General features: G+C 58.1%; 17 protein-coding genes. 13 read left to right on the top strand and 4 right to left on the bottom strand.

Translation table 11 applies throughout. The features are described 5' to 3' along the window. Positions 1-68 precede the first annotated feature (68 nt). Together BJ122_RS16515 and BJ122_RS16510 are read right to left on the bottom strand one after the other, a co-directional pair. Complete coding sequence (locus BJ122_RS16515; RefSeq protein ID WP_110782300.1) at positions 69-524, bottom strand: hypothetical protein; 456 nt, start codon at positions 522-524, stop codon at positions 69-71. 41 nt (positions 525-565) lie between these two features. Further along, positions 566-862: a hypothetical protein gene (locus BJ122_RS16510; protein ID WP_110782299.1), complete on the bottom strand. Its 297-nt coding sequence runs from the start codon at positions 860-862 to the stop codon at positions 566-568. A 916-nt stretch (positions 863-1,778) separates the two neighbouring features. Between BJ122_RS16510 and BJ122_RS16500 the strand changes: the two genes are divergently transcribed. After that, positions 1,779-2,429: a hypothetical protein gene (locus tag BJ122_RS16500; RefSeq protein WP_110782297.1), complete on the top strand. Its 651-nt coding sequence runs from the start codon at positions 1,779-1,781 to the stop codon at positions 2,427-2,429. Between the two features lie 146 nt (positions 2,430-2,575). On the opposite strand, the gene BJ122_RS19680 is transcribed toward BJ122_RS16500, so the two are convergent. Then, on the bottom strand, positions 2,576-3,208 hold the full coding sequence (locus tag BJ122_RS19680) for a type II toxin-antitoxin system HipA family toxin (RefSeq protein ID WP_245407763.1): 633 nt from the start codon (positions 3,206-3,208) through the stop codon (positions 2,576-2,578). On the opposite strand from BJ122_RS19680, the gene BJ122_RS19675 reads away from it, so the two are divergent. Together BJ122_RS19675 and BJ122_RS19850 are read left to right on the top strand one after the other, a co-directional pair. Then, entirely contained in the window at positions 3,207-3,503 is a 297-nt protein-coding gene (locus tag BJ122_RS19675; protein ID WP_245407768.1) for a hypothetical protein, read from the top strand. The genes BJ122_RS19680 and BJ122_RS19675 overlap by 2 nt on opposite strands. A 27-nt stretch (positions 3,504-3,530) precedes the next feature. Then, complete coding sequence (locus BJ122_RS19850) at positions 3,531-3,800, top strand: hypothetical protein (protein ID WP_347337813.1); 270 nt, start codon at positions 3,531-3,533, stop codon at positions 3,798-3,800. A gap of 24 nt (positions 3,801-3,824) precedes the next feature. Here BJ122_RS19850 and BJ122_RS16490 read toward each other — a convergent pair whose 3' ends face one another. Continuing rightward, complete coding sequence (locus BJ122_RS16490) at positions 3,825-4,166, bottom strand: helix-turn-helix domain-containing protein (RefSeq protein ID WP_110782296.1); 342 nt, start codon at positions 4,164-4,166, stop codon at positions 3,825-3,827. 507 nt (positions 4,167-4,673) lie between these two features. Here BJ122_RS16490 and BJ122_RS16485 point away from each other — a divergent pair. The 10 genes from BJ122_RS16485 (at position 4,674) to BJ122_RS16440 (ending at position 21,464) form a co-directional block, all read left to right on the top strand. Beyond that, positions 4,674-5,612: a tyrosine-type recombinase/integrase gene (locus tag BJ122_RS16485; protein WP_245407762.1), complete on the top strand. Its 939-nt coding sequence runs from the start codon at positions 4,674-4,676 to the stop codon at positions 5,610-5,612. A gap of 404 nt (positions 5,613-6,016) precedes the next feature. Further along, on the top strand, positions 6,017-7,999 hold the full coding sequence (gene zorA, locus BJ122_RS16480) for an anti-phage ZorAB system protein ZorA (protein ID WP_430694793.1): 1,983 nt from the start codon (positions 6,017-6,019) through the stop codon (positions 7,997-7,999). 10 nt (positions 8,000-8,009) lie between these two features. Then, positions 8,010-8,882 (top strand): OmpA/MotB family protein, encoded by an 873-nt coding sequence (locus tag BJ122_RS16475; protein ID WP_110782293.1) that lies wholly within the window; start codon positions 8,010-8,012, stop codon positions 8,880-8,882. Positions 8,883-8,959: 77 nt separating this feature from the next. Continuing rightward, positions 8,960-10,270 carry an EH signature domain-containing protein gene (locus tag BJ122_RS16470; protein WP_181418975.1) on the top strand — a complete coding sequence of 437 codons (1,311 nt, stop codon included), beginning with the start codon at positions 8,960-8,962 and terminating at the stop codon, positions 10,268-10,270. Then, a complete protein-coding gene (locus BJ122_RS16465) occupies positions 10,270-13,257 on the top strand; it encodes a DEAD/DEAH box helicase (protein WP_110782291.1) in 2,988 nt (995 codons plus the stop codon). The genes BJ122_RS16470 and BJ122_RS16465 overlap by 1 nt, the downstream gene beginning before the upstream one ends. After that, positions 13,254-14,174, top strand: a complete 921-nt coding sequence (locus BJ122_RS16460) for an ASCH domain-containing protein (RefSeq protein ID WP_110782290.1) — start codon at positions 13,254-13,256, stop codon at positions 14,172-14,174. The genes BJ122_RS16465 and BJ122_RS16460 overlap by 4 nt, the downstream gene beginning before the upstream one ends. 154 nt (positions 14,175-14,328) lie before the next feature. Continuing rightward, positions 14,329-15,918 (top strand): type I restriction-modification system subunit M, encoded by a 1,590-nt coding sequence (locus tag BJ122_RS16455; RefSeq protein ID WP_110782289.1) that lies wholly within the window; start codon positions 14,329-14,331, stop codon positions 15,916-15,918. Further along, positions 15,915-17,039, top strand: a complete 1,125-nt coding sequence (locus tag BJ122_RS16450) for a restriction endonuclease subunit S (protein WP_146227211.1) — start codon at positions 15,915-15,917, stop codon at positions 17,037-17,039. The genes BJ122_RS16455 and BJ122_RS16450 overlap by 4 nt, the downstream gene beginning before the upstream one ends. 12 nt (positions 17,040-17,051) lie before the next feature. Next, a complete protein-coding gene (locus BJ122_RS16445) occupies positions 17,052-20,474 on the top strand; it encodes a DEAD/DEAH box helicase family protein (protein ID WP_110782288.1) in 3,423 nt (1,140 codons plus the stop codon). Positions 20,475-20,516: 42 nt separating this feature from the next. Continuing rightward, positions 20,517-21,464, top strand: a complete 948-nt coding sequence (locus BJ122_RS16440) for a DUF5655 domain-containing protein (RefSeq protein WP_110782287.1) — start codon at positions 20,517-20,519, stop codon at positions 21,462-21,464. Positions 21,465-21,717 lie beyond the last annotated feature (253 nt).

The raw sequence follows: 21,717 nt of genomic DNA, 5'->3' as shown, positions 1-21,717 counted from the left end.
TCGGCCGCGCGCCCCGTTCCGCGAGGCGCGCGCCGAATTGGCGTCGGCTTACCTTCAAATGCAGAGTTCTAGCCCGCCGACTTCTTGGCCCCAAGAATCCGGCGCAGCGCCGACAGGATCGCAAAACTGGTCGAGAATGCGCTGCCGAAATCCTCGATGCGATGGGCGCTGGCGCTGATGGCCGAGCGCAGCCCCTGGGTGTCATTGCCGAATGCTTCCAGCGCGGCCGCTTCCATCTCCGACAGCGCATCGAGTTCAGGTGAACTCGGCTCGTGCAAGGTGTAGAGCAACAGCCCAAGCCCGATCACCAGATAGACGCCGGCGATCACCACCGCGGCCAGGACGTCGCCGAGCGGCACGCGCAGCGCCTGGAATGAGGCATAGGTCAACAGCCCGGCAGCGACGATCAGCGCCGCAACCGCCAGCGCCCCTGCCACCGCGCGTTTGATCGCTTGGCGCAGCAGCACCCGGCGCCGCAGCAGCGCGATCCTGAAATAGAGTTTGCTTGAAGTCATGCCGGTCATGACGCGCTCCGATTGCAGAAAAATGGATTAAGCAACACCGCCTATCGGCTCTGGCGGCCAGCGAAAATGCCGACCGCAAGGCCAAGCCCGAATGCCGCGATCGCCGTGAGCCGCGGATATTTGTCGATATCCTGCTGCAACTCGTCGATCACCGAATTTGCGGCCGCGATCAGCTCGTCGGGGCCGATCCCTTTCGGCTGATCGGGGTCGGCGGCCTGGTCATTGGGCGGTGGCGGTGGCGGCGGCGCGGCAGAAGCGGCCTGCTGCTGCAATTGCTGCTGGTGGCTGAGCTTGGCGACTTCTTCGCGCAAGGCCGCGATTTCGTCCCTCAAGGTCATGTTCGTTCTCCGTCTTTGGGTCGCGCCCGCGCGGCACGTCAGACAGTCAGATCGCAAGGTGCGATCCCGCCGATCATGGCCGCTTCTGGAACAAGTGCAATCCCCGCCGTTGGGGGCGCCAGATGAGGGGGCGGCGGATCCGGTCTAAGGCGCCTGCTGGTGTAAGGCGGCTCTCGTAGTCTTGGCGGTCCTGCGGCACCAAGCTGCGCGACGGGTTCATGATGTTTGAATCGTGGTCCCCCGGAGACGTACTGTCACTTTGGTGATCTGGCCGGAAGTCACCGCCGCGCATGCGCTGCTCCAGAACCTGCTTGGAGATCATGGGTCGACAGCGAGAAGGAGTAGTTGCACCACAAATTAAGTTCTGGCGGCGTATTGCCGAGACCGAAAAAATGAGACGAACGAGTTGGCCGCCAACGACAATACTCTTGCGGGCACGCCGATTTTCAGGACCGGTGTATAACGTTGATTAAATTGAAGTTTTTGGCGTTTCACAGTGATTGTTGCAGCATTGTTGCAGACTGGAGCCAAAAACGCAATTTTTTGCGTGATTAGTAAGCGGTGAAATTTGGACGTAACTACGCGTCTTTTGAGCGCTCAGGGGCTCGCCTCGACGTCGATCAGCAAAGTGCAAAGAACCGGCGCACGCTCCCCACGGGGAGTGTCAGGGTAGGGCACGCTGAACGTCCAATACGGCTTCAGGTGGCGGCATGTTTCTGGCGCTGATACGCCAATGCGATCGTCGCATGCCCGCGGTTTTGATCGTCGTACGATCGTCCGTTGAACCAAGTCTGGAAAGGGTCAGAAGTGGACAGCAGACAATGATTGTATTTCCCAAAACTCACTGGAACGACGCATGTTGATTGTCGTGATCTATTTTGGCATCTATTCTGACCAGAAGAGTTAAGGAAGGCCTATGAAGAAGCTTGTCGTCACAACGATCATCGCCGTGTGCGCCTTCTTCATTGTGGGTGGTGCCGCTGCCTATTTTGGTAAGTTGGATAAAGAGATCTACATTGTAGTCACGGGTATTGTCGGAGGCCTTGCGTCCGTTATCGGGCTGGTTGGCCTTTTCTCCAAGTCCTCGATCACTGCGAATGATATGCGAAAAGTGGAAGTCGAGCTGGTTCAAGGCTTGGCCGATACAATGAAGACCGTAAATGAATACGAGTCTCGGATCTCCACGAATAGGCAAGAAATAGATCGACTGGAGAAAGAAAGAGCCGAGATTGAGCTGCTAGTGCGCCAAGCCAGTCTTAAAGTATTTTTAGAAGAGAAACTTAGGTACATAGCCGAGGAAATTGACAAGAGGGTCGGAGCAGATACACGCCTAATTGAATTGCTTAGTGATTATGACGACGCCAGCTCACAAGTTGTAAGGATTGGCGGCCAAATTCAACAAAGTGAAAGGGCCGAGCTGATACAGCAAGTTTTGTCTACTGTATCTCGCGCCAACGGCAATCGTTCAGATATTTCGGATGATATCATTAGGATATTCGCCGAGATGCTGCCGGGAGGAGAAATTATGAGAAGAGCGGCAGTGTCGATTATCAAATTGTATCACTAAGAACTCGGGAATTCGAGGCGTCTCCGTCCGGTGTCCGCTATGGGTCACAAACAGACGAGTTGAGAGTTCTTCGAGAGCGGCGAAAGCTTCGTCTCCTCGCCTCCTCTGGGGGGCAGCATTAACTGCTGCTGGCAGCTTCCGCCTTGTCAGAGCGAAAACCCTGGATACACGAAGGCGCTGCGGATCCTTTCAACGTCTTGTTCTGCGACGCCGTGAGCGCGCATTGTGTCGTACCATGTCCCTTCCACCTGAGCCTTCATGTCGTTGACGATCTTCTCGGCTTCGGGACGCTCGAGCAGGAACCGTGCGTGTTGCGACAGGATATTCTTGGCGTTGGCGTAGCGCCCCTGATCACCGCAATCGAGTGCGAGATCACGGCGTTCCAGGCTGATAGGCGTCGAGGGCGTGAGGTCGTAAGCCGGAGATAGCTTCCAGCTTTTCTCTTTGGCGATGATGGCGTGATTGCGCGTATGATCATCGGTGTTGGAGATCAGCACATTGAAACAGACGCGGCGGAAGAGTTCTTTGGCGTCCTTTTTCGGCTCCTCAACGATGCGGCGCAGCTCTTCGACCAGGACGGGATAAGACCAGTTCTGGCGCGCCCCCGGCGCTTCGTCGGCGCGCAAAATGGTCAGGCCGCTGACCATGCGCGCCCGCGTGTAGCCCTTGTTTGTCTTCTCGCGATCGAAGCGCTTGACGAGAAGAACATCCTTGCCACCCACGGTCTCGATCCGGCTTTCGACTGTGACGATCCCGCATTCGCGCGCGAGCTGCAGCATGGCACTCGACGCGCGTGTTGTTCCAGCCGTCGTCAGCCCGGTTGAATTTCGCCACCCATGGCGCTCCGTCGGCTTGCACGACCGCCCTGGGCCGCGCGCCGCCCATCGAGTTGCCGAGCAGCATCAAGTCCTGCACCTGCTGCGCCTGCGGATCGGTTGGCAGGTCGTCCCTGACCAGAGCGTCCGCCAAGGCTTGCAGCTTCTCGAGATCGATCGTCTGGTTGAATTTGCGCTTGGGCGCCGGAGGTTCCGTGTTGAGTCCGAAGCCGAGCGCGCCCGCACGGTCGTCGGGTGATTCCAGCAGGTAGTCGAGTTCGCCGAGTTGCGCTTTGCCCGCATGCTTTTCGATGACGCGCCGGCCCCAAAAATCGGGACCGGCGTCGCGCAGCGCCCCGAACAGGCCATTGAGCCGAACGGTTTCGTAGGTGCGCTTGGACAGCTTGAGTTCGACCGGATCGATCTCAACGGCGCGCGGATCATCGAGATACTTTCCGCGGTAGACGAACTGCCCGAGCGCGTCGTTGCGCGCGTTTTGGCTCAGCACGAACTTGCCGCCGTCACCGCTGACGTTTCGCTGGGCAGGGTGATGTAGACGAAGCACTCGGCGGCAGACGCCTTAGAAATCACCGCTCAGCCCCTTGCTCTTGCGCACGCGCATCTTCTCCTTGGCCGACGCCAGCGCCAGCCCTTGTTCGTCGGTCGCCGGATTGGCGAGATCACTGAATGGGCCGAGCAGGTCGTAGGCCCATAGCAAGGCGACGTAGACGCCCGAGGCCGTCGATGCCTTTCCCTTTTCGGCCTCCATGACGGCGCGGCGGCCGGTCCCGATCTTTTCGGCCGCCTCTTCGATCGTGATCCGGCGCCGAATGCGGGCCACGCGCAGGTTTTCGCCCAGGCGCTTGAGCGCCTGTTCGACCGGGTAGGGCGGAGCTTGCAGGAGCGGGTTCTTGTTGGCCATGTGCCGTCAATGAAACCGCAAAATCGTTATGGTGAAGTATAAATCCTTCATCTGCACATTTCAAGAATAGTGCTTTCAAAGAAACAAAATACGGTCTTGGGTGCGGTCAAAAGTACATTCACGGCGTCAAATTCGTCTCGCCGCCGGCTTTTTCTTAGGCCAATCCGGAAGCTGTAGTCCGATCCCAGAGGGCCACCTAGTTTCCAGGAATCGCCGCCGACGATTCCAACATTCAGCTGCAGTTAACCTTGCGGGCACACCGGTTTTTGAACCGCTCTTGACGTTGATTTCACGGCGCCTTTAGCATTTTCCGGAGCCTCGTTGCCGAATTGTTGCAGATTGGATCGGAAATTAGTCATGTCGAGTTTGAGTAAGCGTAACGGTAAATGGACTGCAACGGCCCGCCTGCCGGATACTTTTCAGGGACCTGCTTGGGGTTCGTCCGTCACACAAACGTTCGCACTCAAATCCGACGCCAAGCTTTGGCTCAATAAGACCGAGTCGGAAATGAAACTCGGGATTTGGCGCGATCATCGGCTCGAGCCAAAGAACTACGGACCGCTTGGATGGCCCGAAAAGCCCTTTGCAGAGGCGCTGGACGCCTATCGCGTTAAGGTCACGCCCGAGAAGAAGGGGGCGTCGCAGGAAGCCGCAATGCTTCAGATGTTGGGCCGGGAGGACTTCGCCAAAAAGCGCATCCGGGATCTGACCGTATCCGACTTTGTCGACTTCCGCGATGCACGCAACGAGGCTGGGAAGTCGGCGTCGACCATCAGGAACAATTTAAACACGATCTCGGCCGTCTACGAGTGGCTGATCCACGAAAAGTCCGTGGAGATCGCCAATCCGATTGCCTCGCTTCGGAAGCGTCGGCGAGGCGTGCCACAGCCCACCGTGCACCGTGAACGGCGACTCTTCAACGGCGAGGAGGAGGCTATCACCAAGGCGATCGAGGGGCTTTCGGTCGACCCGACCCGCCGGCAGTGGCGCGCACTCTTTCCGCTGCTCCTTGACACTGGAATGCGACTTGGAGAGGCAATCTCGATCGAATGCGCCTGGATCCGACGGGAGTACGGATTTGTCTGCATTCCCGACTCAAAGAACGGCAGCGCGCGGCACGTTGCGCTTTCGGATCGAGCCTACGCCGGTCTGCTCGACCTGACGGACGGGGAGCCTGCCGACAGCAGAGTCTTCCGGTTCACGGACTGGGTCGCCAAAGACGCCTGGCGGAATGAGATCAGGGTGAGGGCAGGGTGTCAGGACTTGAGAATTCACGATCTCCGGCACGAGGCTTTGTCGAGGATGGCGGCGAGGGGAACTGATCTGAAAACGCTGATGCGACAGAGTGGTCACAAGACGGTGGCGGTGCTCATGAAGTATCTGAACCCAACGCCTGCCGAGCAGAGGGCGAGGCTTTTCCCCGCAACGGAGAGCGCGGCAACCTAGGCCAATGATTGAGGGCGAATGAGGCGACACCAAACTCGCCTTCCGCCAACATGCGACTTGCGCTGTGAGTCGAAGTGCCGTGTGTCTCCCCGACCCCTTGTCCCGCGAAGTGGTGTGGCAATACAACTGACTGATTGCGCCGCGAAGAGAAATGAGGTCAAAAGAAGATCTGGTTTTGACGCTGGGACAATCTGGAAATGCGGCTCTTTTCTTCGCGCGTTCTCTGGAACGGGTGGCTTCGGTTCGTCTTGTTCTGGGGTATCGTTTCGACTGTAGTGTATGCGAGCTCGTTGGCGTTTCCGGTTCTCGACTTTGATCTCATCCAGAAGACAATCGGCGTTGCGTTTTCTACCTGGCATGTTGAAGGTCTGAGCTCCCAGGATTTTGCTTTTGCGCTAACATGTATGATCTTCGCGGTCGCCCTCGGGTTGGCTGCTGCCTACGGCGTAATGCACGTGGTGCTCATTCCTCGCGCCATTTCTGATGCCACTCGGCGGATCAAGAGTGCGCAAAATCCAGCTCAGTTTTCCGATGATTTCGACGCGATAAGCCAGCGCCTCTCGAAGCATCCGCTGCTTGGGAGCTCATGGAGCGTCTTTGAACAGACGCTGGTTCGCATACCCGGAGCGAAAATAATCAATGCTACGGTGCGCCCCGGGAGTCTGTTGAATTTCAGTGCTGCTAGAGAGCAGCTTGCTGGCTTGAAGATGATCGGCAGCATTCCCGGCTATTTTGTCGGCGTTGGCTTGCTTCTCACATTTATCGGATTGATTCTCGCGCTTAAGCAAGCGTCGGCTGCGGTCAGCAGCAGTGATGCAGATGGTATGCAGATGGCTACGCGCCAGTTGCTGCAAGTGGCGACATTCAAGTTCGCGACATCGATCGCTGGCTTGGCATCATCGATCGTCCTGTCCATTCTTTTTAGATTTTACATTGTCCGGATCGAAGCGGCATTTGATCATCTCAATAGCCAAATTGAACAGCGCGTGAGGATCGTCTCATCGCAGTCGATCGCATGGGATATGAACGAAGCTTTGCATGCTCAGCTGACTGAACTTAAGCAGATCAACAGCGCTGATTTCTTCGCTCGCATGGGCGAGAAAATTTCACCGCAGATCCAATCGGCTCTCTCAAATGCGATGTCGCCCGTCACCACCAGTATCGATAACGCAATGGCGAGGCTTTCTGATTCGAGCCAGAGCGGCGTTTCGGACCTGATGAAGGAATTCAGCAAAACACTTCAGGGCGGAGCTGGCGATGAGCTCCGCGAGCTGACCAAAACGCTGCAAACGATGCAAGGCGCGATGGTTGAAGCACAAAATGGGATCGGCCGAACCGGGGAGGATTTTGGTCGCCGGATGACTGAAGCTGCCGAAAACCTGAATCGGCTGGTGGCGGATGCGGGTGGGCGGATGAACGAGAGTTCGGAGCAGAGCCGAAAGGCGCTCATGGACGTGGTCGGAGCATTGCGCGAGACATTTGAGCGAGCCAACCAGCAGGTCGATGAGCAGCTTGAGCAAGCGGCATCAGGTGCATCTGGGAGGATGGAGGAAGCCATGGCCCGAGTCATGGCTAAACTGGAAGGGCAAGTCGAAAACTTCCGCGGCGGTCTCGATGCATACCATCAGGATATGTCGAAGAGATTGAGCGAGACTAATGCAATCGTCGGTTCGGCGCAGGCGGATGCGGTGAGTGCTGTGGCAGCAGCGTCGAACGAGGCTGCCAAGGCTCTGAGAGAAGGCCTCGCAGACGCGTTGCAGACAATCCGCGATGAGCTTGAAGCGTTTTCCAACACCATTCGCAACGTTGAGCTTGGAATGGCGTCGCAAGTGACGGCGCTGAAGGATGCGACTCAGCAGACGCGGTTGGCTGCAGACGCATTCGGGGTCACGGCTCAGGACGTTCGGTCAGCTTCAGCTCCGCTCTTGCAGTCGGGCGAACGGATTGCTGGGGCGAGCCAGAGCTTGACGTCGGCTGTCTCTGGCGCAGGCGAACGCATCTCTGTGGTTGTCGCCGAGTCCAGTGCGAAACTGGCCGATTCTGTCGCCCGATCAGTCCAAAGCTTTGAGGCTGGGCAGCGATCGGCAGCAGAGTTTGCTGCGGCGCTCCGGGCGCATATTGACCAGCTGTCGAGCGTTTGGACTGGATATTCTGAGAAGTTCGAGCGCGTTGATGAAGATCTTGGACGGGCTATCGGCGACCTCTCAGAAGCCGTAACCAAGCAGGGCGAGCAACTCGTACACTATTCGTCGAAGGTCGACGAAGGCTGTGCAACAGCAATCTCTCGGCTCCGTGCAGTCCTTGAAAGCTTGGAGAGCAATACCGACGAACTCGGTGAATCAGTTTCGGAGCTGAAGAACGCCCTTCGTGCTGCGGTTCATAGTTGAGGGCTGACTCATGATCGCGAATGAAAGCACTTCGGAATCTGAAGAGGGTGAGAATTACTTCGTTTCCATGACCGATATGATGGTCGGTGTTCTGTTCATTTTCTTGATCATGCTCATGATCTTCGCTCTTGATTTTAGGACCAAGACCGATGTCCAGGATAATGCCATCGACGTCGCTCGAGAAATCGCGCGCAAGCTAGACGATCTTCAGAAAGATGTGACGGCAGAGATGGCTTACCTGGACCGGAGCCAGGAAACCCGCCGTAAACTGTTGATGACCTTAAAAGCCGAACTCAAGATGGACGGGATGGACGTCCAGATCGATGAGGCGAACGGTGTTTTGCGTCTGACGGAAGATGCGGTCCGATTCGATGCCAGTCAATCTGTTCTGTTGGATAGAGCTAAACTGAATGTCGATCGGATCGCGCGGGTGCTCGAAAGAGTGATTCCAAGCTACGTGGCGTGTCAGATTGTCGCTGGACAGAACAAGTGCCGGACGGGACTCGAATCGAGCGTCGAGACAGTCTTCATTGAGGGGCATACCGATTCCACGGGAGCCAGAGGTGGCGACGATCGCTACAACTGGCAGCTATCAGTGGAAAGATCGGTCAACACTTATCGCGAAATCGTCAATGTAGCACCCAGTCTGCGGGGATTGCGCAACACTCGCAACGAAGAAATCATGTCGGTTTCCGGCTATGCATCCACCCGACCAATTGACCCGAATGAAAACCGCGAGGCATGGGCGAAGAATCGCCGAATTGACCTTCGTTTTGTCATGGAAGTCGATGCCAAACAGCGCCTCAAGCAGATCATCAATCTGACTGAAACGATGAAAGGCGAGATCGAGCGCCTGGTGACCGTAAGCGGGGGGCGCAAGTGAGTGGTTTGAGGGCTTCGATACGAGGCTTGCGAACGACCTTCCGCCCAGCGCTGCCGATCCCGCCCATAGCTCACACCGTGCGTGAGGCGGAAAAAATCGCTGCTTTCGCTCCTGGAAGCGATGCGCCAAGACTCGGCAAGGACTACAACCGCGTTGCCCGCGACATCTTGGACAGGGTGATTGCGACGGGCGAACTCACTCGCCGGGAAGCGCGGGATGCAGCTTGGTGTCTTTGGGAGACGAAACCGGAACTCGCGTCAAGCCGTCCGGTCGTCACGTCGTTGATAAAGGCCACGGAGACGTCAGGTAGGAAACAGCCGTTTCGGGCGTTGGCCTCGTCCTACATTGCGAGTTATGCGCCCGACCGTGCGGGGATAGCTGAGATTTCCGCTGTGTTGATGCGGTTGGCAATCAACATGGGACAGCCGTGGGTGTCCCTTCAAAATGAGCTCAATCTGTTTCATGTATTAGAAGGACCGCAAAATCTCGCACGAAACGCCATCGAGCGGGGCATCTCGCCGACTGAAGTGCTGTCTGCCTATGGGCTAGGCGCATTGAATGTGCAGTCGGGCTTTGCGAAGTTTTGTATCACCAGAGCGCTCGAGCAGATTCGGGATGGCAAGCAGTTGCGCCACGACGTTCGGCTAGAATTTGTCACAACATTCGCGCTGCGCGAAGGGCGCGAGCTGTTGTTTGAGGAGCATGCCCCACTGGTTGCCGACGCCTTGCTGCTTCCATTTGGAAGCGAAACCCCTGACGAAAGCGTTACGGATCGGTTCTTGGCAGTCTTGCTTCGGCTCTTTGGAGATCCGCGATCACAGCCAACGAAATGGGCTCGGATGCGCGAGGCTGCAGCGATTGTCCGTCGCTGGCTGACCAAGCAATCACTTCGGCAATTCCTAGAGGTGGTTGATAAAACTGCGGACGATAGAATGTGGAAGTATCGGAGACCATTTTGGAGTGCGGTCTATGAGCGCGGGCTCATTTCAGACGCCTGGGTTGTATTCGCGCCGGTTGGCGTGCGGGTGGCGCGCCGTACGTTCGGAAATGAGATTTCTTTTGCCACGTTTGCTGGTGGCACAGTTCAGAACGATCATGCTGTGCTGCTGTTGCGTATCGGCCGCGGGGTAGTCGCTGAATGGAGCCATTCAGGTAAGTGTGTGATTTGGAACGATGCTGATGCGCTGGGAGCACCTCAGCTCCACGCGCCAACATATCATGCGGCAGCTCTCCGCTCTCCATATCATGCTGACTCCAGCCTGAGTGATCCTGTCTTCGCAGTCACACATGGTGGTTCTGAGAAATACACCTGGCAGCAGAAGGTTGCTGCGAAGCTTCATCAGATGACCAGCGTTCGGATCGCGCAGCACGAATATTTGGTGAACTAGTGTCGTTCAGATTTCTCTCCTCAGTGCTGCCGGAAGGCGTTCGGATCGAAGCCAAGCGACGGCGTTTGCTGAAGTCGGTCCCTGTTCCGGTCTGTGAGTGGGTTGATGAACCAGGCAGCGCGGGCGTCGCAGCGCGAGTGGTGATGTCGGCCGCAAACGGCAGGGAGATGCGCGCTGACGACCGATTCATTTTGTTGTCTCACCAGCACGCGGCGAAGCTACCTTCATCGATCGCAGATCGACTGAATTTGCCGGCGTTGTCGTTGCTGTCGGTTACGCTGACATTCAATGGCCGTGTCGAGACCCCAGATGCCACTATTCGAGCGCGATGGTTTGACGAATACACCAGGCCCGTTGCCACCAAGCGCGTCGGCGCCTTTGTCCAAGTTGGAGATCAGACCTCACGCCTGTCTTCGTCGTTGTTCGAGCTGCTTGAGGCGATTGATGGTTTCAATGAAAGCGTCGGCTGTGGCCTCGAAGCTCGTATTAGGAAATGGCAGCCGGTTCAGGTCGCACTGACGGAGGTCACAGGATCGCAAGTCAAAGCGGATGGCTTCCTCGGTTCGCTGACAATCTATCAAGCCGGTAGCTTCGCGCTCGATGTCCGCGAAACTGCCAACGGCCCAGACCTTGTTCCCGTTCTGATGGGGCGCAACAAAGCGCCGTCGCTAGACGACAATGCTCCAGCTGAAGATGATGGGGAGGATCCAGATAGCGAAGTCCGCGATGATGTTGCCGATGCGTTGTTGCCGCCCGAGCTGCAAAGGCAGTTTGCCAACGAGCGTTTTGGATTGGCGGATAAAACGCGCGACGCCTACGTTCTTGCCAAAAACACCTTCGTCATTCTGGATCGTGACCTGAAGATTGCGCTCGACGTCGTTCGCGATATGCGCAAAGCGTCTGCGGAAGCCAGGCGCGATTTCCTACGCAATCCACGGCCAGCGATCGCAGCTGCGCTGAGACGGGACGATGCGGATCTAGCGGCGGTTGGTCTGTTCGTCGAAACCAAGCAATATTCAGAGCGTGTGCTTGGCCTCGGCATATGGGATCCGCCAAAGCTGCCGTGGTTGCCGAAGAAGGCGGAGCAATGGGCTCCCGAAACCTTTCCTGTCACCTTGCGTGGGCGAACGATCGAACTGACGCCAGAGCGTTTGGATGAAATTATCAAAGAGGTTGACGTCGCAAAGCGCGAACAACGCGCTGACATTTCGATCGATCAGGAATTGTACTCTGTCGCGGAGGTCGATGCTGCAGTCGGAGGATTGCGGGCCAATGCGGACAAGCCTGATACCGATCAACCCCCGGAAAGTCCGGAAGATGAGGGGAAGGCTGGTTCCGACAAGAACGTCCTCGTTATCAAACAGAATATCGATGGCGTTGAGTATCAATTCAGTCACCCGCGGCGCCCTGTCGCGATCAGCCGGGAGTTGCCGATAGGCAGCCTGGTGATGACGCGACCAAAACCGCACCAGACAGAAGGGTTCAAATGGCTGGTTGACGCTTGGGAAGCTGGCTGGCCGGGGGTCTTGCTGGCGGATGACATGGGTCTCGGAAAGACTTTTCAGGCACTGGCTTTCATGGCTTGGGTTCGAAACAACGCCGCCGCGAAGCGTCGAGGAGCGTCATGCGCTCCTGCCAAAGGTCCGATTCTGATCGTAGCGCCGACCGCTTTGTTGCGAAACTGGGCAGCAGAGGCGGAGCTTCATCTTAGGCCGCATGTTCTCGGTGACCGGGTCGATGCATTTGGCTCCGGCCTGAAGCTGCTCAAGAGTGCGAAGACAGCGGAGTGGACGCCGGAAGACGCTCTTGATGTCGAAAGGCTGCGCGATGCTGATTGGATCCTGACGACTTATGAGACGCTCGCCGACAATCATCGCGCCTTTGCGCGCGTTCCGTGTTCGGTTGTCATTTTTGACGAGATGCAGAAGGTGAAGTCTCCGGGCACGATCAACACCCATGCCGCCAAGGCGATCAATGCGGATTTTGTGCTTGGCCTCACCGGGACCCCGATCGAAAACCGGCTGGAAGATCTTTGGTGTATCATGGATCGCGTGGCGCCGGGCTATCTCGGGGATCTCAAGACTTTCTCGGCAACGCACACCGAAGACAACCACGACGCGTTGAAGGACCTCAAGGCAAAGCTTGATGAATCCCGGCTTGGTCTGCCGGCAATCATGCTGCGGCGGATGAAGGACCAGATTCTGGTCGGGCTGCCGGACAAGAGCATCAAGCCTTATCGCGTTGACATGCCGCCAGCGCAAAGCGACGCCTATGCCCGAGCGGTTCGGGAGGCGCAGTCTGGCGATCGGACGCCTGCCACGATGTTGAAGGTGATCCACGCGCTTCGTTCGATTTCACTTCACCCAAATGGCGGTGGTGATTTTGACCCGTATGATCCGGAAGCGGCAATTAGATGGGTCAACGAGTCGGCCCGGGTTCAGCAGGTGTTCTCGATCCTCAAAACAATCGAGGCGAACGGGGAGAAGGCACTTGTGTTTCTGGAGCATCGCGACGTCCAGACGACGTTTGCCGCCGTGGCCGCGACGCTGCTCGGGTTGAGATCGGAGCCTGCGATCATCAATGGGACGACGCCGGGTTCGAAACGCCAGGACATTGTCGATCGTTTTCAGAACGGACCGCCGGGCTTCAATTTGATGGTGCTGTCGCCAAAGGCGGCGGGGGTTGGCCTGACCATCACCGCCGCCAACCATGTGATCCACCTCAGTCGTTGGTGGAATCCGGCCGTCGAAGATCAGTGCAATGATCGCGTCTACCGCATTGGGCAATCGAAGCCGGTGACCATCCATGTGCCGATGGCGTTGCATCCGGCGCTCGGCGATCGCTCCTTCGATGCCAACCTCGACAGGTTACTTGAACGCAAGCGTTCGCTGTCGCGGCACATGCTGGCGCCGCCGGTGGGAGAGGCCGACGTCGGCGTGCTGTTCGATGAGGCCATTGGAACGTCTGGAGCCGGGTCGCCGCAATGAAGGGCCTGATTATTCGGGAGCCATGGATCGGCATGATCCTGGATGGCTGCAAGACGTGGGAGCTGCGCACCCAGCACACCACCACGCGCGGCGAGATTGCGCTGATCCGAAAAGGCAGCAGTCAGATCGTGGGCGTGGCAGATCTTGTCGACAGCCTGCCTCCGCTGGATCGAAAGGGGCTTGCGGAGTCTGTCCAGTTCCACCGTGTGCCGCCCGCTGAACAGGAGAGTGCCCTCGCCAATGGCTGGCTGTTCCCCTGGCTGATCGTCAATGCGAGACGGCTGTCGACGCCCGTGCCCTATCTTCATCCCAATGGCGCGGTCACCTGGGTGAATCTCGATCCTGACACTAGCCAGTCGATCGCACGGGCGAGGCAGGCAACCCGCGCTGAACCGGGCCTGGTGCCCCTCAAGACTCCATCGCAGTCGGCAATCGTCCATTCGGGGCTGGCAGTCGATGCTGGAGTAGCTTCGGCGCGGGGGCCCGATCGCAACGGCGGCCTTGGAGCCAAGATTTCGCCGGCACTGGAAGCCGAACTCGTTGCCACGGCCGATCGGCTTGGCGTCCGGGTTAAAGCGCTCAGATCTGACACCACCAAGATGCGTAGCTTTACCGTGCCGTCGCGGGCAGGGGACCAGATCGTGCTAGTGCACCGCGATGCGCGGTCGACGTCTCATGTCCAGATTTTTCTCGCGCCGGCGCTGGACGGCCGTGTCGCGCATGAGATCGCTGGCATCCCTGGCGTTCAGCGCTACGTCAACGCCAAAACCAACGACCATCGCATGCGCCACAGTGCGTTCCACGTTTTCAAGGAGCCGCAGCCGATTGGTGAGCCGTTCGGGCACGGTTGGCTGCTGGATCAGCATCGCGCCGGCGAGCTGTTTGGCAAGCTGGTCGAGATCATTCGCGGCAAATAGACGTCGCAACGAACGATTGCCTCGAAAAATCAATGTCATATTACATTGTTTGGGGGCGTTGGAGCATGACTGTCCGCGATGACTTGATCTGGTTGCAACCTCGTGAATCTGCCAATCTCCGGTAAGCGAGAGTTGCGAAGGGTTTTGGGACTTCATGCTGACCGGCGAACTGCGATCTAAAATCGATAATGTTTGGAATGCCTTCTGGGCGGGCGGCATCGCCAACCCGATGGAGGTGATCGAGCAGATCACCTATCTGTTGTTCATCCGCGGGCTCGACGAGGCGCACACCCGCGAGGAGAACAAGGCCAACCGGCTGAAGAAGCCGATGTCACGGCGGATTTTCCCTGAAGGCAAAGACGGCATCGGCAAGGGCGGCGGCGTGCCTTACGAGGAGCTGCGCTGGTCGCGGCTGAAGCACCGCGATCCGGCGACCATGTTCGATCTCGTCTCCGAGCACGTGTTCCCGTTCCTGCGCACCATGGCCGAGGAAGGCACTGCGCACGCTACCCACATGAAAGGCGCGCGCTTCACCATTCCGACCCCGGCGCTGCTGGCCAAGGTGGTCGACCTGCTCGCCGAGATTCCGATGGAGGATCGCGACACCAAGGGCGACCTCTACGAATACATGCTGGCGAAGATCGCTAGTGCCGGCCAGAACGGCCAGTTCCGCACGCCGCGCCCCATCATCGCGCTGATGGTCGAGATGACCGCGCCGACCCCGAAGGACGTGATCGTCGATCCGGCCTGCGGCAGTTGCGGCTTCCTGGTCGCCGCCGGCGAATTCTTGCGTGAGCGGCACCCAAAACTGTTTCACGACGCCGAGACGCGCGACCACTTCAATCAGGAAATGTTCCACGGTTTCGATTTCGACAGCACCATGCTGCGGATCGGCACCATGAACATGACGCTGCACGGCGTCGATGACCCCGACATCCGCTACAAGGATTCGCTCAGCCAGGAGCATTCCGGCGACGAGGGGCGCTACTCGCTGGTGCTCGCCAATCCGCCCTTCGCCGGCTCGCTCGATTACGACACCACGGCGAAGGACCTGCTCAGCGTCGTCAAGACCAAGAAGACCGAGCTGTTGTTCATGGCGCTGTTCCTGCGACTGTTGAAGCCGGGCGGGCGCGCGGCGGTGATCGTGCCGGATGGCGTGCTGTTCGGCTCCTCGACTGCGCACAAGACCATCCGCAAAATGCTGGTCGAGAACCATCGGCTCGATGGCATCGTTAAACTGCCGTCCGGTGTATTCCGGCCCTATGCCGGCGTCTCCACCGCGATCGTGCTGTTCACCAAGACCAATTCCGGCGGCACCGACCATGTCTGGTTCTATGATTGCCAGGCCGACGGCTTTTCGCTCGACGACAAGCGCAATCCGCTATTGCCAGAGGACAAGCTCGGTCCAAAGCCGGGCCTTTGGGAGGAGAAGCCGGGCAGGGAAAAGAAGTTCATTCCTATCGAGCTCTCGGAGGACGAGTTACTAAAGAACAATCTGCCCGACATCGCTGCGCGCTGGAAACAGCGCAGCGCCACTGAGCGCGACCGCCCGCGCACCGCGCAAAGTTTCTGCGTGCCAAAGGCCGAGATCGCCGCGGCCGGCTACGACCTGTCGCTCAACCGCTACAAGGAAGTAGTGCACGAAGCCGCCGAGCATCGTCCGCCGAAGGAGATCATCGCCGAGCTGAAGGCGCTAGAGCAGGAGATCATCGCCGGGTTGAGTGAGCTGGAGGCGATGCTGTGAAGGCGTCGCGCTCAGCCCTCCTTGGTGACATCTGCGAATTTAGATACGGAAGGTCGTTACCAGCAAACCAGCGATTACCTGGGAATGTGACTGTCTTCGGATCAAATGGCCCTGTTGGAAGGCACTCAGAAAGCCTGCTGCAAGGACCCGCGATCGTCGTTGGTCGCAAAGGCTCATTGGGTGAAATCCACTTTTCAGAGAGAGCACTCTGGCCAATTGACACTACCTACTACATCGACGAGACCGCAACAGAATGTGATCTGCGTTGGCTATATTATCTATTGAAGCATCTGCCGCTGACCAGCCTGAACAAGTCAGCAGCGATTCCCGGACTGAATCGGGAAGATGCTTACAGGTTGTCTGTCCTTGTGCCTCCGCTCGACGAGCAGCGGCGGATCGCGGCGATCCTGGACAAGGCGGATGCGCTGCGCCGCCAGCGCAAACGGGCGATTGAGCAAATCGACAGAATCACTCAATCGACCTTTTTCGAATTGTTCGGGCATACCAGCGACGAGGTTTTGCAGTGGGGCAATCCTGTTGCCCTTGCTGATTTGGCCGACATCGGCTCCGGCATAACGAAGGGGCGCAAACTGAACGGGCAAAAAACGCGCGAAGTGCCGTATATGGCTGTCGTGAACGTCCAAGATCGACGACTTGATCTGTCGACAATAAAGATGATCGAAGCCTCAGAGGAGGAGATTTCCCGCTACCGTCTTGCGGATGGTGACCTTCTGCTGACCGAAGGCGGAGATCCTGACAAGCTTGGACGTGGCACTCTCTGGGCAGGCGAGCTTCCCGAAGCCATCCACCAGAATCACATTTTCAGAGTGCGCGTCAGGTCAGACAGTCTGTTGCCCTTGTTCCTGAATTGGCTTGTAAGCAGCCCATATGGTAAGCGCTACTTTCTAAATGTCGCTAAGCAAACGACTGGGATTGCTTCAATCAATAAGACACAGCTTTCTCAATTCCCAACTATCGTTCCTCCGATCGAAGTGCAGCAGCGGTTCGTCGATGTGGCCAACGCTGTCGCTGCTGAGACTAAGCATCTTCTTTCTTCCTCAAATAGTATCGATTTTCTCTTCTCCTCCCTCCAACACCGCGCCTTTTCCGGCCAGCTCTGAACGGACGCGCCCATGTCCAACTTCGCCTTTCTCTCCGCCGAATTTCCCACCGTGCACGAGGCGGCGGTGGCGGCGGAGCGGCATGCGGCGTCTGATCCGACCGCGGCGGCGTTCTTCGCCGGCAAGGCGGTCGAGGTTTTGGTGAAGTGGGCGTTCCGCGCTGACCCTGCGCTCAAGCTGCCTTATCAGGACAACATCGCGGCGCTGCTGCACGAGCCGAGTTTTAAGAAGGCCGCCGGCGAGGCGGTGTTCACCAAGGCTAAATACATCAATGCGCTGCGCAACCGCGCGGTGCACGAGGAAAAGGCGATCAAGCCCGGCGATGCCGCCGGAGCGGTCAAGGAGCTGTTTCACGTCTGCTACTGGCTCGCCCGCACCTATGGGCGCCAGCACAAGCCGGCGCCAAACCTGACCTTCGACGCCGCGGTGCTGACACGGCGCGACGAGGCGCTGAAGAAGGCGTTCAGCTACATCAAGGCGCAGCAGGCCGCGCTCGACGCCAAGAACGGCGAGCTGACCACGCTGCTTGCCGACAAGCAAAACCTCGACGACCAAATCAAGGAACTACGTGCCCAGGTCGCCGCTGCCCGCAAGGCCGCCGAGACGACGCCGGATGCGCACGACTATAACGAGGCCGAGACCCGCGACCGCTTCATCGACCTGTTGTTGCGCGAGGCGGGCTGGACGCTCGACCATCCGGACGATTTGGAATTCCGCGTCGAAGGCATGCCGAATAATGAGGGCGTCGGCTTCATCGACTATGTGCTGTGGGGCGCCGACGGCAAGCCGCTCGGCTTGGTCGAGGCCAAGCGCACCCGAAAAGACGCCCGCCAGGGTCAGCAACAGGCCAAACTCTATGCTGATTGCCTGGAGGCGCGCTACGGCCAGCGCCCGGTGATCTTCTATTCCAACGGCTACGAGCATTTTATCTGGGACGACACGCGCTATCCGCCGCGGCAGATCGGCGGCTTCTATAAGCGCGACGAGCTGGAACTGTTGATCCAACGCCGCACCAGCCGGCAAGAGCTCGCCAACACTAAGATCAATCTCGCGATCGCCGGCCACAAGCGGCCTTATCAGCAGCGCGCGATCCGTGCCATCGCCAAGCATTTCGAGCAGGACGGCGAGCGCAAGGCGCTGTTGGTGATGGCGACCGGCTCCGGCAAGACTCGGACGGTGATCGCGCTGGTCGACCTGCTGATGCGCGCGAACTGGGTGAAGCGCGTGTTGTTCCTCGCTGATCGCATCGCGCTGGTCAACCAGGCGACCGGCGCGTTCAAGGCACATCTTCCGGACTCCGCGCCTGTGAACCTCGTCACCGAGCGCAGCAGTGATGGCCGGGTGTTTTTATCGACCTATCCGACCATGATGAACCTGATCGAAGGCAAGCAGGACGGCAAGGTCAAGTTCGGCCCCGGCCATTTCGATTTGATCGTGATCGACGAGGCACACCGCTCGGTCTATCAGCGGTTTCGCGCGATCTTTGAGTATTTCGACTCGTTCCTAGTGGGCCTGACGGCGACGCCGAAGGACGAGATCGACAAAAACACCTATTCGCTATTCGACCTGGAAGACGGTGTGCCCACTGACGCCTATTCGCTCGACGAGGCGATTGCCGATGAAGTGCTGGTGCCGCCGGTCGCGATCTCGGTGCCGCTCAAAATTGTTCGCTCGGGGCTGCGGTACGACGAGCTCAGCGACGACGAGAAGGACATGTGGGACAGCCTGGAATGGGGCGAAGAAGACATTCCAGACAGCGTCGAAGCCGCCGAGGTCAACAGGCGTCTGTTCAACGAGGACACCGTCGACAAGGTGATCGCGCATCTGATGGAGAACGGCGTCAAGGTTGAGGGCGGCGACCGGCTCGGCAAGACGATCATCTTCGCTAAGAACCAGGCGCATGCGCTGTTCATCGAGAAGCGTTTCAACGCGGCGTATCCGCATCTCGCCGGGCATTTCGCCCGCGTCATCACCTATGAAAGCGGAGCTTACGCCCAGACGCTGATCGACGATTTTTCCAAGAAGAACGCCAATCCGCATATCGCAATCTCGGTCGACATGCTCGACACCGGCATCGACGTGCCGGAGGTGGTCAATCTGGTGTTCTTCAAGCAGATTCGCTCCAAGACCAAATTCTGGCAGATGATGGGACGCGGCACGCGGCTGTGCCCGGACTTGTTCGGTCCCGGCCAGCACAAGGAGTTTTTTCGCGTCTTCGATTATTGCCAGAACCTGGAATTCTTCGGCGCCAATCCGGAGCTGAAAGAAGCGAGCACAGCAAAATCGCTGTCCGAGCGGCTGTTCGCCGCCCGGCTCGATCTGATTGGCGCGCTCGACAACAAGCAAGGCAAGCCGGACGGCTTTGCGGCAGGCGAGCAGACGCCCTACCAGGCGGACGAGGATGCGGCGCCGAGCGAGGCCGATATTCGCGCCGATGCGCTGAAGACGCTGCAAGACACGGTGACGGGGCTCAACCCGGACAATCTCATCGTCCGGCAGCATCGCCGCGCGGTCGAAAAGTTCGCCAAGCCGGAGGCCTGGGCCACGCTCGACTCTGCCACCCGCGACGAATTGGTCAAAGAGATCGCCCCGCTGCCCTCGTCGCTGCAGCTCGGCACCGAGGAGGCGAAGCGGTTCGACCTGCTGATGTTCTCGCTTGAATTGGCGCTGCTCAAGGGGACGAAACGCTTCGTCACGCTCAAGAAGCAGTTGATCGAGATCGCCTCCGCGCTGGAGGAGCAGACCGGCATTCCTGCGATCGCTCAGCGTGCCGCCTTGCTAGAGGAGATTCAGACCGATCAATGGTGGGAAGGCATCACCGTCCCGTTGCTGGAATTGGTACGGCTACGACTACGCGATCTGGTGCAGCACATTGAGCGATCCAAGAAGGCGGTGGTGTATTCCAACTTCGCCGACGAGATCGGCGATGGCGTCGAGCACGAGCTGCCGCAAATCGGCGCTGTCGATTTCGCCCAGTTCAAGCGCAAAGCGCGGCATTTCTTGAAAGCCCACGAGAACCATCTTGCGCTTCATAAATTGCGTCATGGCCGGCCGCTGACTGCAACCGACCTCGGCGAACTGGAAAAGATGCTGCTCGATGCCGGCATCGGCGAAGCTGGCGACATCGAACGCGCCCGCGAGGTCAGCCAGGGTTTTGGCCGCTTCGTCCGCTCGCTGGTCGGCCTCGACCGTGCGGCCGTGACCGATGCGTTTGGCGACTTTCTGGACTCGGGCACCGCATCGGCGGCTCAGATTGAATTCATCAACATGGTGGTCGATCATCTGACCGCTCAAGGGATCATGGATCCCGCACTGCTCTACGAGTCGCCGTTCATCGATGTGGCGCCAACCGGACCGGACGATCTTTTCGGGGAGGAGCGGGTTACTAAGCTGTTCGCGAAGATCGAGACGTTGAATGAGAGTGCGGTGGCGTGACTTTGAACCCGATCGATGCGGCCGCACAGTTGAGTGTAGCTGATGAGTGACGTTAAGCTTTTTCGGATCGATGATGGTTCCGTCCACGAATTGCCGGGTGAGGCACTGCAGGTCGAGAAATCGCTACAGGTGCTGTTCGAGGCCAATCTGGAGCAACTGCTCGGAATACGATTTCTTGCCACCGAGCATTCAACCGGTTCCGTCCACAGCGGGCGTATTGATACGCTTGGGCTCGACGAGGACGATTGTCCCGTCATTATCGAGTTCAAGCGGGCGGTGAATGAAAACGTCATTAATCAGGGATTGTTCTATCTCGATTGGCTGCTGGATCATCGCAAGGAATTTCAGTGGCTCGTGATGGAGAAGCTCGGTCCAAACATCGCCAAGGATGTCGACTGGAGTGCGCCGCGGCTGATCTGCATCGCGGGCGATTTCACGCGCTACGATCAACACGCGGTGAAGCAGATCGCTCGAAATATCGAACTTATCCGCTACCGTAAGTTTGACGCCGGGCTGCTGATGCTCGAACTCGTGCATGCGCCGAAGCAATCGAAATCGATCGCGACGATTGTCAGCGGTGGAGCGACGCAGATAGCGTCTGTAACCGAGGAGGCAGTGGAGGATCCCTATCTCAGTGCGCGCATCGAGTCGAAGATACGCAAAGCCGATCCCGCACTCCTCGACCTTTTTGAAGGTGTTCGCCAGTTCCTAATCGGTTTAGGTGACGACGTTCAGGTCAAGGAGCTGAAATACTATATCGCTTTCAAACGACTAAAGAATTTTACTTGCGTCGAAATCTCTCCACTGGTGAGAGTTGTAACGCTCTTTCTTCGACTGGATCCAACGACAGTCGAGCTTGAAGAAGGCTTCTCTCGCGATGTCACGAAAATTGGGCATGCCGGCACGGGAAACCTCGAGCTGACGCTCAGGTCGATGAACGACTTTGCCAAAGCGCAACCGTTGATTAGACGAGCCTATGAGGGCTCGTAGTGAATCCCGGCAGTTTCATGTCGTCGGAGATAAATATATCGCGTGCCCTGAATACGCGGCCTGAGCACCTTGACGTAAAGACTGCGAATGAATGCAATCGGTGAACGGTTTAGTCGTCGAGTTTCTGCCGGCGATGCAGGGTAGTGCGGCTGCTCTTGGTAAGCGCTGTTTCGGCCCCACCTTCCATTGAGGGCGTCGGCTGAGGAATGATCGATCTCTGACGGGAGATCGGCTTGTGTCTAAGCTTGACCAT

The organism is Rhodopseudomonas faecalis (assembly GCF_003217325.1).
Lineage (GTDB): Bacteria > Pseudomonadota > Alphaproteobacteria > Rhizobiales > Xanthobacteraceae > Rhodopseudomonas > Rhodopseudomonas faecalis.
Note: the sequence above shows the minus strand (reverse complement) of the source record. Positions and strands in the feature narration are given on the sequence as shown.